Genomic DNA, 14,759 nt, shown 5'->3' on the forward strand with positions numbered 1-14,759 from the left:
TACTGCGGTTTTGAGTGTGATAGAGATTTGAATGCTGCTATTAATTTAAGACAAAAAGCGGCTAGATTAGTCGTGTTAGCCTGTAGACTGGATAGTGCCGACACTTCTAGGTGGAAACAGGAAGAAAAAGCGGACAATTGTTAGCATTTGTTAGCTTTTTTGTATCGGAAAGAAGCATACCACGATGGTTTCACCGCAGAGTTTTGATGGTGCCTTACGGAAGCCTAACACACCCTTATATCTTCAATGAAGTGGTAGAATATGGCTAATTTTGAGTAGTATTAGCTAAAAGAATTTACAGGTGCAGATAAAAACATGAGTATAAATATTGATTCAGTTAAACAAGTTATTGGTATTCCCGATTTTCAAAAGACAGAGTTGCTGGAAAGTGCTTTGACTCATCCTTCACGAATTTATGAGACTAATAAAAATCAACAGCAAAAAGACCAACAGGAACGCGAATACAGAAGATTAGCAATTCTGGGTGATTCTCTTTTAGGTGCTATTGTTGTTGACTATTTGCATGGTTCTTTTTCGGAATTGAATCAAGGTTATATCACAGATATTAAATGTCAAATTGTAAGTAGGGAGAAGTGTTACAAATTTGCACGAAAGTTGAAACTGAGTGATTTATGCCTACTAGGAAGAAGCGCACAACAAAAAGATGAATGCCAGCAAAAAGACCTTTTTGGCGAAATGTTTGAAGCTTTACTTGGCGCAATATATATAGAGTATGGTCGAAATTTTAAGCTTTTAAGCAATTGGCTTATTGAGCGATTCATTAAGCAAACTGTTGATGAGATAATGACTGATAATCAATACACGGAAAATCAATCTTCAGAGGACTATTTATCAATAATTAGTTCAATGAACACTGAGGAATCTGCTGATTTTTTGCGCCAAAAGAAGGTAGAAGCAGATGCTTTGGTGGCACAAGATGAGAAATTACAGCAGCTATTGATTTGGATACAAAAGAAATCTTCTTTAGTTAATTCTGACCAGCCAACAAAAGTTAGAGCTTTTTATCTTTCTCTCATCCGTATCCTTGGTCGAGGTTTTGTCAGTAACTTTGATCCTAATATAAATAGTAATTCCAAAGTTCGTCAGTTTTTTCTTGGCTTTACTAATCGTGCGACTGATATTGGTCTTGACCTCGCATTTAAGTATAATACTAATCATGACTCGGCTAATGTTCTGGCATCCATCTTCACGATTAATTTTGAGCCGGAACTACAGCAAGCTTTGCGAAAACTTCAGGCTGAACTACCCAATCCGAAGACAGATAAAGAAGCATTTGATGTTTGGAGAGAAACTCATGGTCAAGACTGGCTAAAGAAAGTAATAAAATTGATTGATTATGATTTGGAATTTAGTAAAGACCAGAAAACAATCCTCAACCAGTATTACAAAGCAAATCAAGGCATATTAGATTGTTTGAATAATTCTGAAACTAAAATATCTCCTGAATCAAAACGGGAGATTGAAGAGTCTTTGTTATTACCAATCACATGAGTCTAAAGTAGTAAACATATACCCCATCAATCTTGAAAACCTATGCCACAAACCATTCTTAACGAAATTCTCAATCAGCTTGATAGTTTAGAACAAGATGAACTACAACAGCTGAATCAAGCTATCCAAATATGTCTGACTGATAAAGCACAAGCGCATCAAATCACAAAATTTCATCAAGCACTTTTAAGTTCTGGTTTAGTAAAACAAATTAAGCACCCTGCTGACAGTCAAGAACAAGAAAGAAAACTCATTCAGGTACAGGGTAAGCCTGTTTCTCAAACTATCATTGAGGAACGCCGCTAAATGGCAGTTTATTTCTTAGATAGTAGTGCGTTAGTTAAACGCTATGTTGCAGAAATCGGTTCAGCTTGGGTTGTGAGTTTGTTCAATCCTACCCTAAAAAATTATGTGTTTATTGCAGCTATTACCTCTGTGGAGATTACTGCGGCGATTAGTAGGCGATTTCGTGGTGGAAGTATCAGTTCTACAGATGCGACAGCAGTATATCATCAGTTGAGAAATGATATCCAATCTGAGTATCAGGTTCTGGAAATTACAGACAGTATCATTAATTCAGGAATGTCATTGGCAGAAAAATATGGTTTACGAGGTTATGACGCAGTTCAATTAGCTGCTGGTAAAGCCATCAATACTCTTTGCATAGCAAATAATTTACCTTTATTGACTTTTATATCTGCTGATAAAGAATTAAATACAGCCGCTGCTAGTGAAGGTTTGCTTGTGGAAAACCCTAACAACCATCCCTAAACCCAAAAAATGCTCTTGCCAGTTATTGTCAAAACAACAATAATTGTGACAATTGCGCTAGAATTATTAAAGGTTCGTTACAGAATTGGCAAATCATCCCCGATTCTGTTACAACAGCCAAACATTTAGCTTCTTAATCTAAAAACCCTAAAGTTCACCCCAAGCCTCTATGACGCTCCCAATTCGTAACGTCGCCATCATCGCTCACGTTGACCACGGTAAAACCACCTTGGTTGATGCTCTCCTCAAACAGTCCGGCATTTTCCGCGAAGGCGAAGACGTTCCGGATTGTGTCATGGACTCCAACGCTTTGGAGAGGGAACGAGGGATTACGATTCTTTCTAAAAATACAGCGGTTCGCTACAAAGAAACCCTAATCAATATTGTTGATACCCCTGGACACGCTGACTTCGGCGGTGAAGTAGAACGGGTACTCGGCATGGTTGACGGTTGTCTGCTGATTGTCGATGCCAACGAAGGCCCCATGCCCCAAACCCGCTTTGTGTTGAAAAAAGCGTTGGAAAAAGGTCTGCGTCCTATCGTAGTTATTAACAAAATCGACCGGGGCCAAGCTGACCCTCACGTTGCTGTTGATAAAGTATTGGATCTGTTCTTGGAATTAGGAGCAGATGAAGACCAGTGCGACTTTAAGTATCTGTTTGCTTCCGGTATGGCTGGTTTCGCTAAAGAAACTTTGGAAGCAGAAGGGGTAGATATGCAGCCCCTATTTGATGCAATTCTCCGCCATGTCCCCGCACCAGTGGGAGATCCCAACAAACCTCTGCAATTGCAAGTTACTACCCTAGATTATTCTGAATATTTAGGACGAATTATCATTGGTAAAATCCACAATGGGACTATCCGTACCGGACAACAAGCTGCTTTGGTGGTAGAAGATGGCAGCATTGTTAAGGGTAAAATTACCAAGTTGATGGGATTTGAAGGCTTGAAGCGGGTAGACATGGAAGAAGCCACCGCAGGTTATATTGTGGCTGTGGCTGGTTTTGCTGATGCTTACATTGGGGAAACTATTACAGATCCCAATGAACCCCAAGCTTTACCCTTAATTAAGGTAGATGAACCAACTTTACAAATGACCTTCTGGGTGAATGATTCACCTTTTGCAGGTCAAGAAGGTAAGTTGGTGACTTCTCGACAAATTCGCGATCGCTTATTCCGCGAGTTAGAAACCAACGTGGCGTTACGTGTTGAAGAAACCGACTCACCTGATAAATTCCTGGTTTCCGGTCGGGGTGAATTACACTTAGGCATCTTAATCGAAACCATGCGTCGTGAAGGTTTTGAGTTTCAAGTATCTCAACCTCAAGTAATTTACCGCACAGTTAACGGTCAACCTTGCGAACCTTACGAACTTCTAGCATTGGACGTTCCCGCCGATGCAGTTGGTAGTTGTATTGAACGGTTGGGACAACGGAAAGCGGAAATGCAAGATATGCAGCCCGGAGGTGGCGATCGCACTCAACTAGAGTTTATCGTTCCCGCTCGTGGTTTAATTGGTTTCCGTGGTGAATTCATGCGGATGACTCGTGGTGAAGGCATCATGAATCACAGTTTCCTTGATTATCGTCCCTTATCTGGTGATATTGAAGCCCGGAACAAAGGCGTTTTAATCTCCTTTGAAGAAGGTGTTTCTACCTTCTACGCCATGAAAAATGCTGAAGATAGAGGCGCATTCTTTATCAGTCCAGGAACTAAGGTTTACAGAGGCATGATTATCGGTGAACATAATCGTCCTCAAGACTTGGAATTGAACGTTTGTAAAACCAAGCAATTAACCAACCACCGTGCGGCTGGTGGTGATGAACTTGTCCAGTTACAAACACCCATAGACATGAGTTTGGAACGGGCGTTAGAGTACATCGCTCAAGATGAATTGGTGGAAGTTACACCTGAATCTATTCGTCTCCGCAAGATGGCGAAGAAATTGGTAAAACGTTAATCCGTAGGGGTGGGGTTTCCCCACCCTCTTTCTTTAATTGGCAGTTAATCAACTTTGCTTATATCAATTTTTATAAAATTTGTGGACTTGGCAATTTTTGCAATAAGTAGGCTATATTCTCAATATTATTGATACTATTCTCAATTATTTTACGAAGTTTGGTTTTTTCAGCGATTGATATTGACATTGTTCTGACTTTTTGGTAAATTTAGTTAAAATCCCAAGGGATTGATATTTTGTTTTTCAGATTTTTTCTCACGCAGAGACGCAGAGGCGCGGAGAGAGAAAAGAGAGATTTATACTAGTTTTAGAATATTTGATATTTTCCAAGGAGTGGAAATGATGTTGTTGGAATTAAAGCGCATTCATGTACCCCCTGGACAAAGAGTTTTATTGGAAGATGTCACTTGGACAGAGTTAGAAGCAATTCTGGAAGAATTAGGAGAACATCGTGCTGCGCGAATTGCTTATGACAGAGGAATGTTAGAAATTATGGCTCCTTTGCCAGAACATGAAGACGATAAAGAAATTATTAGCGATTTAGTTAAGGCATTGTTGGAAGAATTGGATATTGAATTTAGATGTCTTGGTTCTACAACTTTTAAAAATCAATTTATGGAGAAAGGTATAGAACCTGATCAATGTTTTTATATTAAAAATGAAGCTTTAATTCGTGGGAAAAAGCGATTAGATTTAACAATAGATCCTCCTCCAGATTTAGCTTTAGAAATTGATATTACTTCCCGCACTCATACAAATATACATCAAGCTTTACAAGTTCCTGAGTTGTGGAGGTTTGAGAACGGTAAGTTACAAATTAATCTTTTAGAAGATGGTAATTATGTTGAGTCTCAGTCAAGTTTGAATTTTCCCGGTTTACCTTTGATTGAAGTGATTCCTCGATTTTTGGAGAAGAGTAAAACTGCTGGGAGAAATGCGACTATTAAAAGTTTTAGGAATTGGGTAAGACAGCATTTATCAAAGTAAAGTACGAAAAAATCATGGGAATATAAAATTTATATTTGAAAGTACCTATTGCGAATTACTGGATGATTTGCAAGAAATCTTTCTATTTTTAAATTACACCAATCATCTATTTCTATACCCATTTCTTTCTTAATTGCATCCAGTTTATCATATAGGGTACTGTCAATGATGCCACTAGTCATTATACAAAATCCTTTAGCTTCATATTGAACCAATACATCTGTAATATTCTGAACTTTGCTAGCTGATAGTGAACTTCCATTTCTAATTAGTTTACACTGTGCAATCCATTTAACAGAAGGTTTACCAAGTCTTCCCGGTGTGTGAAATTCTATATTTATAACTGATAAAAAATAGGCTTCCTCGAAATTATGCAATTTATTCTTAAGTCCACCATATTGTTTAAGTAATTCTTGAACATTTTGGTTTAGTGGAACTATCCATGAAGATTCAGAGACATAAAAATCATAACCAATATTATTACTGGCAGATGATCTAAAAAAATCATGTTTTAATTCAGGATGTTCAGTATATAATTTTTGGATTGCTTCATCTCCCAGATCACACATACCTAACATAATATTACCAAGATAACTATCTGCTATATCTGGAAAGTATAGTTTTCTTTTTTCTAAGCTATCCTTAAAATTATCATAGATATTTTCAAATTCTAAATATTGCGTTGAATTTTCTTCATAACTTAATGTGAACCATTTGAGTTTATTTATTAACTTAACTAAATCTTGTGGTTTAAATGTAAAATTTATATAGTCTCCTTCGCTATCAGCAGTAATAAATTCACAATACTCGACTATACTCTCTCCAACAAATAAAGCCCATAAGTAAGCATCAGCCCAATCTAAATTAGATGTATAATAATCACCAACTTTAATCTGTAAGATTGTTTCTAATTTATTTTTTGCCATTATTTCATATAATTCTTCAAAACTATATTTACTAATAGCTGACATGGTTAGTTTCATGATATTCACCTAAAACTTTATAAAATTTTGACTTTTTCTATGAAATTTGCTATTTTAATTAATCTTGTGATGTAATTAAGCAAGCAAATCAAGCTCACTTGTAAAATCCAATTAATCTCTCTCTGTGCCTCTGCGTCTCTGCGTGAAATAAAAAAAAATTGTTTCATTTACCCAAAAATTGCTGTAATCTAATTATCAACAATCTCTAAATCAGCAACAATGCCAAAATGATCAGAAGGATAAAGATAACGATTATTCGCTGCTGGTTGATTAAGAATAACTCGACAGTCTCGCACCTGTAAACGCTGATTAATAAAAATATAATCTAAAGTTCCTTTCCAAGGTTTCCAACTTCTATTAAAAATTAACGTCCTCCAAAATTGTCTGATTCGTTTTTTCCAACTAATTTGATCTAACATCGTCGGACAAGTATATTCTGGCTCTTTTCCATGATAAACTTGATATGCTGATTGATATTTTTCCTTAACTAATGCAATTCCTGATGTTTCAGGAGTACCGTTAAAATCTCCCACTGATATAATTGGCATTGTCTCAGGAAATTCTGATAACCAATTTAACATCATTTGTATTTGTTTATTGCGTTTTTTGTGAGAACCGGGATGCCAAAAATAATGACCGTTACAAATTACTATTGATTTATTATCATCAAACTTAATTTGTGCATATTGGGCTATTCTTCCCTGATGTTCTAAATTTAGTGCTGCTGTTTTTTCAATCGGATAACGACTGAGAATAGCTAAACCAAAGGGTAAATCACTATCACATACCTCTTTGGGTATAGCTTTATAAATATAGGGAATATTTAATTGTTCTGCTATCCAAGCAGCTGTATCTTCTGATAAACTGACTTCTTGTAAAGCAATGATATCAGGATTTTCGGCTTTGAGTCCATCTATTAATAATTGTCTGCGTTGTGTCCAATAATTCAGTTTAAAAAGAATATTAATCGTGATGATTTTCATATTTTTATTGTCATTTTTTCACAAAAACTCGACACGTCCTCTTTTGGGTGTATCAATTTTCTTAGCCTTGGATCAAAATCTAGTCGTCAAATGCTCTCCCATCCCACCAGATGGTTAGCTGGGTGGGTTTTAAGGAGTCCGCGTTCGCGCAGCGTCTCCGACAGGAGAAGAGAAGGAATAGGCAGACTTTGTTTTTGTAGTGATCTGAAAACTGATACAGCAGATTGCAGATCAATGAGGTACAAAATCAAACTTGAAACCTAGACACCAAGCCAGTTTCACTCCTGACTCCTGACTCCTGACTCCTGAATTCTGCTGTATATTACTTCTAATTCGTAATTCATGATTAATTACGGATTACGAATTACGAATTAGAAATTACTCAAAAATCTAAACTTATCCAGTCTGGTTGACGATAATAATGTGTCATGTTGTCAAACTTCCGCAATTCAACCCGGTTGATTAAAATCTCTGGGAAATTTAACAGCCATTGTTGATTTAACTCAGATAACATAGTACTGAGTTCGATGCGGTCTGGTTCAGCGGGAATTTCCCCAAAATAGCCTAATGTAATATGGGCTGTAAAGTTATAGTGTTGCTCAATCCCCAAGCCCATTAACTTACGATTTTGATAAATTAGCCTACGGAGTTGAATAATCTCCTCATAGGAGCGTTCATCTTTGGGTACTAAACACACACCTATAGCCCTGGGCATAACTAACAGTCCCAGCATTTGCCAGGAAATGGGATTAGCTGCCTTTGTCCTGGATTCTTGATGTTGCTTAAACAAATCACCTAAGCAAGAGTTCAATTCCTCAGCAAATTGGGGATTTTTTTGAGTGGCATGATGGAAAGCATGATCCCAAATCAAATCTGCTACGGTTAAATGAAAGCTGGCAGGAGGTACAGGTACAATCAAATCACTGTTGACTGGTAACTCTAAAAGCGATCGCTGATAAGTCTCTATTTGGCTGTAGAAAGCAGCATTTTCTGTATCTTCTCCCGCCGGTGGGGTAATCAGCGTATAGCCAGGAAAAGGTGCTGGTTCTCTGATTCCAGAATTGGACTGAAATTTAGAAGATTCCTGGATATGCTGAACTTGGGTTCTGTAAAATTCTGGTAGCATCATTCTTGCTACCCGATTTAAGTAGGTTTGGTAGTTGTCGTCCAATCTTCATCGCCTCGCGCTCTCTTGATAGATTGTAGGGAAATTTACTCAATTTGACCAAATTAATTTGGTTTTTAATTTTTAATTTTTAACTTTTAACTTTTAATTGCTATGCCAATCTATGTTTACTGGGGTGAGGATGATTTTGCCATTGAAAAAGCAGTGACAGTTTTGCGCGATCGCATTCTCGATCCTCTTTGGCTCAGTTTTAATTATACTGCTTTCCCCCCAGAACAAGTCGATGCTGTGATTCAGGCGTTAAATCAAGTCATGACACCGACTTTTGGCGCAGGTGGGCGTTTGGTGTGGTTAATCAATACTACCCTTTGTCAACACTGTCCAGAAAATGTTTTAGCCGAATTACAACGCACTTTATCCGTTATTCCCGAAAACTCGTTTTTATTACTTACCAGCCGGAACAAGCCGGATGAACGCCTGAAAGCCACAAAATTTTTGAAACAATTCGCGCTGGAATTCCGAGAATTTCCCCTCATTCCCCCCTGGAAAACGGAATTGTTGGTGCAAGCTGTCAATCAAGCTGCTCAAACTGTGGGGGTGAAATTAACTCCCCAGACGGCGGAACTGTTAGCGGAATCTGTGGGTAATGATACCAGGCTTCTGTACAATGAAATGGAGAAATTGCGGCTTTACATCGCAGGTAGCAACAAACCTTTAGACGTAAAGACAGTAACCGCCTTAGTTAGAAATACTACACAAAATACCCTACAATTATCAGCAGCCATCAGAACTGGAGATACAGCCAAAGCCTTGGGAATAGTTGCTGATTTGATTAATGCTTCCGAACCGGGATTGCGGATAGTTGCCACTTTGATCGGTCAATTTCGGACTTGGTTATTGGTAAAGATGATGATGGAAGCAGGAGAGCGCAATCCTCAAGCGATCGCTCAAGCTGCTGAAATCAATAACCCCAAACGCATCTATTTTTTACAGCAAGAAGTCAAGTCTCTCTCAGTACAGCAATTAATCTCATCTTTACCCCTGCTTCTGGAATTAGAAGTTAGCCTTAAACAAGGAGCCTCAGAAACATCTGCACTCCAAACTAAAGTCATAGAACTTTGTCAAGTCTGTCAAGGAAATTAAATTCAGTCAGCAGTTTTACGACTGGGGGAGAAAAAAATTTCTATCCTGATTCTCTAAAAGTTAGGCGAATTTCACTTCCACTGGAACTTAAAACACCTAAAATAAATCAAACCTATTATCATATCCTTACTATAGTTCTGTGTCACCTATCCTATGCAGGAAAATTACTTTGTCTTGTTCCCAATTCCTATCCAACGAATCCTGTCTCACTCCTTGGTATTTGCAACCCTCACCAGTGCGGGTGTGATTTTTAGCACTTTAGGTTTTAGTTCCAAAGCCGCTGCTCAAAGCATCACAGTTAACAATACAGAAGTCACTAACTATGCCCAATCTGTATTAAAAATGGAACCAGACCGTCAGCAAGCCTTTGATGAAATTAAAAAACTGATTGGAGAGAAAGAAATACCCAAGATAGTTTGTAACGACTCCAGCAGTATGAATTCTTTACCCAGTAAAGCTAGGGACATTGCGGTTAATTATTGTAACCGCTCTCAGAAAATTGTCGAAAATCATGGACTTAGCATTGAGCGGTTCAATGCAATTACTTTAGAACTCCAAAACAACAGTGATTTAAAGCGGCAGGTATACAATACATTATTGCGTCTGCAAAAGGCATCTGAAAAAAAGTAAGTAGTATTACAGTGATATTACTGAAGAAAACTTAGATATTTTGTATTGCGAACCGAGAAACAAGCTATAGAGGATTCTGGTTTGACTTTTGTGTATCCCTTACGGATGTGTCAGACTCGATAATTCGGTAAAAATCAACATATTTTCGACATCTGACGCACCCTACAAAGCGAGCCAGTTGCGTAAGTCCTGTTCATCAATCCAATAGACATAGGAGTGAAAATTCAATATGGGTTATCCATAACACTTATCGAGAGTTGTCATGCTTAGTCTCTCCATTCTTTTTCACCAGATAACTCATAGGACTGCTACATCAGCCTAGATCAAACTTGGCAACAAAACTTTGTTGTCACCAAAAACCTATATACTAGACTAGAATTTGCTAAATTTGAGATTTTTGTTAATTGCGATACCATAAACTATTAATTTTTAGATGAAATACTAGATAGTTTTTCATATTTTTGAGTAAAAACTAAATCCAGTATCATCAAAAGACGCGAACTTTATGTGGTGTGAAAATAAAGAGAGGAGTGAAAAAATGGATTTACGTGGAGATGCATTGCAAATCCTCAAAGAAACTAGTCGAACTTTTTATATCCCAATTAGTATTTTACCGTCAGGATTACAAGAAGCCGTTGCCTCAGCATACTTGTGTATGCGTGCAATTGACGAAATTGAAGATCATCCAGAATTGGATAATGCCACTAAGACCCAGCTGTTGCGAAATATTAGTTTGACATTACAAGCAGGAGTTGATGGTTTTCCGGTAGATGCTTTTTCAGTAGCATTTAGCGGCTACGAGAATTCTCTAGCAGAAGTTAGTCTACGGGTTAGAGAATGGTCAATATTAGCACCGGAGAGCATTGCTCCTCGGATTTGGGATGCAACAGCCGCAATGGCAGATAGAATGGCTTACTGGGCAGAGAAAAACTGGACAATTGAAACCGAATCTGACTTAGACCGATATACATTTGGGGTAGCAGGTGCAGTCGGCTTGTTACTATCGGATTTATGGTCTTGGTATGATGGCACACAAACTAACCGGACTCAAGCGATTGGGTTTGGGCGCGGTTTACAAGCAGTGAATATCCTCCGTAATAATACTGAAGATTTAACCCGTGGTGTAGACTTTTTCCCAGATGGTTGGAATAACGACAATCTCCAAGAATATGCACGTCGTAATCTCCTCTTGGCAGATGCTTATACTAACTCCCTGCCGGCAGGCCCGGCTTTGCAATTTTGCCAAATCCCGCTGGCCTTAGCTCATGGTACTCTTGACGCTTTGGTTAGTGGTAAGGAAAAACTCAGCCGCAGTGATGTTTATGCACTGATTGAAAACCTGATGGGTATCAATGTAAAAGCTAGTTAAGAGCCTGGGAAATTTGTTCAAATTAGCACAGACGCAAAAACCCGCGTTTGTGCCAATGGCACAACACGCAGGAGTAGTCATTGGATTTTGGATTTTGGATTTTGGATTTTGGATTGACCCCACGGATAAATCCGGGGGCTTGTACAATCAAGGAATTATTGGTCAGTTAAGTAGAAAGGCACTAAAAAACTGTAGACGCGCAGCGGCTTCTCGAAGAGTACTATGTAACTAAACGTAAAGTTCCCAAAAACCTCTTTCCTCCTGCCTCCTGCCTTGTCATAACGACAATTTTTAACGCCAACCTACTTCATCAAATAGGGTAATTAAAACACACCCTATGAGAATATTTTCACTTAACGCGACTCCGTACCCTGATTGGGACTACCAGCTACAGAATCTTCTCCTGGTGCTTCTGGTCTAGCTGTGGGTCTAGCATCACTTTTTTCAGCGTCGCCAGTTTTACGAATATCTTCTTGGAGGGGGGTTTGATAACCGCCTGAAGCAGTGGCTGTATTCTCTGTATTCTCTTGAGAATCAGATTTTTGTTTTTTAGTTTTTGCACTCATAATTACATTCCAAATAATCTAGGCATCACATTAATTTAATCAGTGAAGCAGTGCAAATATATCTATCTACAATCTGGTTATGGCAGATTCTTTATCTGTCTTTAGTCTTGTTTTCCACTGCGTCAACTGGATTTTCAATCCTTGTACAAAATCCGCAGACTCAATCATAATGGGGAATGCCTACTCCCTTCCCAGTGTAAGATTAGCTATCTTCTTCCTTCTTCCTTTGCTTCGCAACGCTAACGCGAACGCGTTCTTTGCTTCTCCTGTAGGAGACGCTGCGCGAACGCAACGCTACCGCGAACGCGTCTTTGCGGTTTATTTAATCCGTATTCTTTTAGTGGGAAGGAAGTATAATTTATTTGATACTAAAAACAGTTGGAAACTTTACTTTTAAACGCAGAGGTTCGCTGAGGTAAACGCAAAGTGACGCAGAGTTTTTATTGAAGTTTTCGCTTTGAATTTTGTTATCCTCATAAAGTCGAGATATTAACCGTTTTTAGTATAACTTGATTGAAGATGAAGCTCAGTAACCATATTTTGATACAGTGATGCTTTGTTGAACGGTGGAATCTCTATGTCCCAGATATCGCTCCCCCAATCGCTTCAGAAAGACCTACCGCTCACCGCTCTTGCGCCCATGCAAGATGTTACAAATCTCTGGTTTATGAAGGTCATTGCCCACTACGGCAGTCCTGACTACTTTTTTACCGAGTATTTCCGCGTCAATGATACCTCACGGCTCAATCGTAACATTCTGGCCGCAATCACCGAAAACGATACCGGTCGCCCCATTTTTGCTCAAATGATTGGCGAAAGCATTCCTGACTTAGTAAGAACAGCAAAGGAACTCTGCAAATATAATATCGCGGGAGTAGACTTAAACATGGGCTGTCCAGCACCGAGAATCTATCGCAAAAATGTTGGGGGTGGATTGCTGCGGGAACCGGAAAAAGTAGATCAGATTTTGGGAGAACTGCGTTCTGCTGTGAACGATAAACCCTTAACCGTGAAGATGCGCGTAGGCTTTGAAAATACAGATAATTTTTATGAAATACTAGATATAATCAATCGCCACAACATTGATTTGCTGAGTTTGCATGGTCGCACGGTGAAAGATATGTATCACGGGGCGGTGAAATATGATTTGATTGCGGAAGCAGTGAGACGGGTTAATTGTCCAGTGCTGGCTAATGGCAATATCAACTCGGCGAAAACTGCTCTAGAAGTGCTTTCTCAAACGGGTGCTGCGGGTGTGATGGTGGGACGCTGGGCAATTGGGAATCCTTGGGTTTTTAATCAAATTCGTCAGGCTTTGCGAGGTGAGGAGATCACACCTGTTCCTTTGGTAGAGGTACGCAACTATATTGACCGTTTATGGCAAACTCCCACAGCCTCAACTATACCAGAGCGCGCGCGGGTAAGTTACCTGAAAATGTTCCTTAATTACATTGCCTTAAGTGTTGACACTGAAGGTCATTTTCTACGGCTGATGCGACGGGTGCAGACTGAGGTAGAAATGTTTAATTTGTGCGATCGCTTTCTCCTTACTGAAGGAACGAAAACTTTAGCCCTAGCACCCTCCTTGAGCGAGTAAGTAGGTAGGCAGAATAAAACTAAACTGTGTAAAGAAAAGTAAACAAGGCTAAAACCCTTTTTCCCCCTGCTCCCTGCCCCCTGCCCCCTGCCTTATCCCAACGACAATTTTTAACGCCAACCTACTTAGATGGGGTATCTCGCAGAAAACAAGATAAATTAACTTAGCCTTTTTGTGTTAGGAATTGAGTTGAAGCATACAGGCGCAAAGAACGCAGAGGAAGAGTATTGAGAATGGGTCTGGTTTGGCAGGCTGATTTTTATCGTAGTCCACTGCGAGATGCAGAAGGGCAGATATTGTGGGAGTTGTTGATTTGTGACGAGACTCGCCGCTTTGAGTTCGTGGCTACCTGTCCCCAGTCACAAGCTAATTCGCGTTGGGTGACTGAACAACTTCAGTTAGCAGGTGGTGAAAAGTTACCAGATGTAATTCAGGTGTTTCGCCCCCAGTCTTTGAGTTTAATTGCAGCGGCTGGACGCAATTTGGGTATTAATGTTGAACCTACCCGCAAGACTTTGGCACTAAAACAGTGGTTGGCAGCAAAGCAATATCCTGTCGTTGTAGATAAACCACCTCCAGCACCATTACCAGAAAATCTTTGGGGGGAAGAGTGGCGTTTTGCTACAATTCTTGCAGGTAATCTCTTGGATGAGTTTACAGAGCGCCCTATTCCTGTTATTCATATACCAGAATTTCTGAAACCGATTAATCTCGGTTTAGCATCAACTGTGTCTGTTCCTGGTGTGGTAATTTATGGTGGACGGCAGTCTATGCGTTTAGCGCGGTGGTTACAGGAAGCTGATGCTGTATCGTTAAATTACATTGCTGGTGCGCCTGATGGCTTGATTTTAGAAGCTGGTTTGGCAGATAGATGGATTTTGGCGACTTTTGAAGATACTGAAGTTGCGGCGGCTGCACAGGTATATGAACAGCGAAAACAGTTAAGTAAGGGATTGCATTTTTTATTGATACAACCGGATGATTCGGGGATGACTTACAGTGGTTTTTGGTTATTGCAGGCGGAGAATGAAGATATTGTGTCAGGTTGAGATAGGGAGATGGGGTGACGCGGGGAACGGGTCGAGTTTTTTTGATAAGTAATTAGCCGGACTTTATATAATTAATCACCCCA

The 14,759-nt window shown here is 39.3% G+C and carries 16 protein-coding genes; 12 read left to right on the forward strand and 4 right to left on the reverse strand.

All coding sequences use genetic code 11. The features are described from left to right. Window positions 1-315: 315 nt before the first annotated feature. The 5 genes from H6G68_RS10435 (at window position 316) to H6G68_RS10455 (ending at window position 5,230) form a co-directional block, all read left to right on the forward strand. A complete protein-coding gene (locus tag H6G68_RS10435) occupies window positions 316-1,512 on the forward strand; it encodes a ribonuclease III domain-containing protein (protein WP_190906592.1) in 1,197 nt (398 codons plus the stop codon). Window positions 1,513-1,554: 42 nt separating this feature from the next. Continuing rightward, on the forward strand, window positions 1,555-1,818 hold the full coding sequence (locus tag H6G68_RS10440) for a hypothetical protein (protein WP_190906593.1): 264 nt from the start codon (window positions 1,555-1,557) through the stop codon (window positions 1,816-1,818). Then, window positions 1,819-2,283 carry a type II toxin-antitoxin system VapC family toxin gene (locus H6G68_RS10445; protein ID WP_190906594.1) on the forward strand — a complete coding sequence of 155 codons (465 nt, stop codon included), beginning with the start codon at window positions 1,819-1,821 and terminating at the stop codon, window positions 2,281-2,283. Window positions 2,284-2,452: 169 nt separating this feature from the next. Next, window positions 2,453-4,243: a translational GTPase TypA gene (gene typA / locus H6G68_RS10450; protein ID WP_190906595.1), complete on the forward strand. Its 1,791-nt coding sequence runs from the start codon at window positions 2,453-2,455 to the stop codon at window positions 4,241-4,243. A 342-nt stretch (window positions 4,244-4,585) separates the two neighbouring features. Beyond that, window positions 4,586-5,230, forward strand: a complete 645-nt coding sequence (locus H6G68_RS10455; protein ID WP_190906693.1) for a Uma2 family endonuclease — start codon at window positions 4,586-4,588, stop codon at window positions 5,228-5,230. Between the two features lie 29 nt (window positions 5,231-5,259). Here the strand turns inward: H6G68_RS10455 and H6G68_RS10460 are convergent, their stop codons facing one another. From H6G68_RS10460 to H6G68_RS10470, 3 genes are all read right to left on the reverse strand, one after another. Next, window positions 5,260-6,213, reverse strand: coding sequence for a hypothetical protein (locus H6G68_RS10460; RefSeq protein WP_190906596.1), 954 nt, complete (start codon window positions 6,211-6,213; stop codon window positions 5,260-5,262). 188 nt (window positions 6,214-6,401) lie between these two features. Continuing rightward, on the reverse strand, window positions 6,402-7,196 hold the full coding sequence (locus H6G68_RS10465; protein WP_190906597.1) for an endonuclease/exonuclease/phosphatase family protein: 795 nt from the start codon (window positions 7,194-7,196) through the stop codon (window positions 6,402-6,404). A 382-nt stretch (window positions 7,197-7,578) separates the two neighbouring features. After that, a complete protein-coding gene (locus tag H6G68_RS10470) occupies window positions 7,579-8,367 on the reverse strand; it encodes a DUF1868 domain-containing protein (protein WP_190906598.1) in 789 nt (262 codons plus the stop codon). Between the two features lie 108 nt (window positions 8,368-8,475). Here H6G68_RS10470 and holA point away from each other — a divergent pair, with 108 nt between their 5' ends. The 4 genes from holA (at window position 8,476) to H6G68_RS10490 (ending at window position 11,696) form a co-directional block, all read left to right on the forward strand. After that, window positions 8,476-9,465 (forward strand): DNA polymerase III subunit delta, encoded by a 990-nt coding sequence (holA, locus tag H6G68_RS10475; protein ID WP_190906599.1) that lies wholly within the window; start codon window positions 8,476-8,478, stop codon window positions 9,463-9,465. Window positions 9,466-9,618: 153 nt separating this feature from the next. After that, window positions 9,619-10,095 (forward strand): DUF4168 domain-containing protein, encoded by a 477-nt coding sequence (locus tag H6G68_RS10480; RefSeq protein ID WP_190906600.1) that lies wholly within the window; start codon window positions 9,619-9,621, stop codon window positions 10,093-10,095. A 538-nt stretch (window positions 10,096-10,633) separates the two neighbouring features. Further along, on the forward strand, window positions 10,634-11,464 hold the full coding sequence (locus tag H6G68_RS10485) for a squalene/phytoene synthase family protein (RefSeq protein ID WP_190906601.1): 831 nt from the start codon (window positions 10,634-10,636) through the stop codon (window positions 11,462-11,464). 55 nt (window positions 11,465-11,519) lie between these two features. Beyond that, a complete protein-coding gene (locus H6G68_RS10490) occupies window positions 11,520-11,696 on the forward strand; it encodes a hypothetical protein (RefSeq protein ID WP_190906602.1) in 177 nt (58 codons plus the stop codon). A 121-nt stretch (window positions 11,697-11,817) separates the two neighbouring features. Here the strand turns inward: H6G68_RS10490 and H6G68_RS10495 are convergent, their stop codons facing one another. Then, the gene (locus H6G68_RS10495; RefSeq protein ID WP_190906603.1) at window positions 11,818-12,030 is read right to left on the reverse strand and encodes a hypothetical protein; all 213 of its coding nucleotides are present in this window, start codon (window positions 12,028-12,030) and stop codon (window positions 11,818-11,820) included. 79 nt (window positions 12,031-12,109) lie between these two features. Between H6G68_RS10495 and H6G68_RS10500 the strand changes: the two genes are divergently transcribed. The 3 genes from H6G68_RS10500 to H6G68_RS10510 all read left to right on the forward strand — a co-directional run bounded on the left by H6G68_RS10500 (window position 12,110) and on the right by H6G68_RS10510 (window position 14,676). After that, complete coding sequence (locus H6G68_RS10500; protein WP_190906604.1) at window positions 12,110-12,427, forward strand: hypothetical protein; 318 nt, start codon at window positions 12,110-12,112, stop codon at window positions 12,425-12,427. A 180-nt stretch (window positions 12,428-12,607) separates the two neighbouring features. Next, on the forward strand, window positions 12,608-13,627 hold the full coding sequence (locus H6G68_RS10505; RefSeq protein ID WP_190906605.1) for a tRNA dihydrouridine synthase: 1,020 nt from the start codon (window positions 12,608-12,610) through the stop codon (window positions 13,625-13,627). Between the two features lie 233 nt (window positions 13,628-13,860). Beyond that, a complete protein-coding gene (locus H6G68_RS10510) occupies window positions 13,861-14,676 on the forward strand; it encodes a Tab2/Atab2 family RNA-binding protein (RefSeq protein WP_190906606.1) in 816 nt (271 codons plus the stop codon). Window positions 14,677-14,759 lie beyond the last annotated feature (83 nt).

It is taken from the genome of Anabaena catenula FACHB-362, from assembly GCF_014698735.1.
Classification (GTDB): Bacteria; Cyanobacteriota; Cyanobacteriia; order Cyanobacteriales; family Nostocaceae; genus Anabaena; species Anabaena variabilis_A.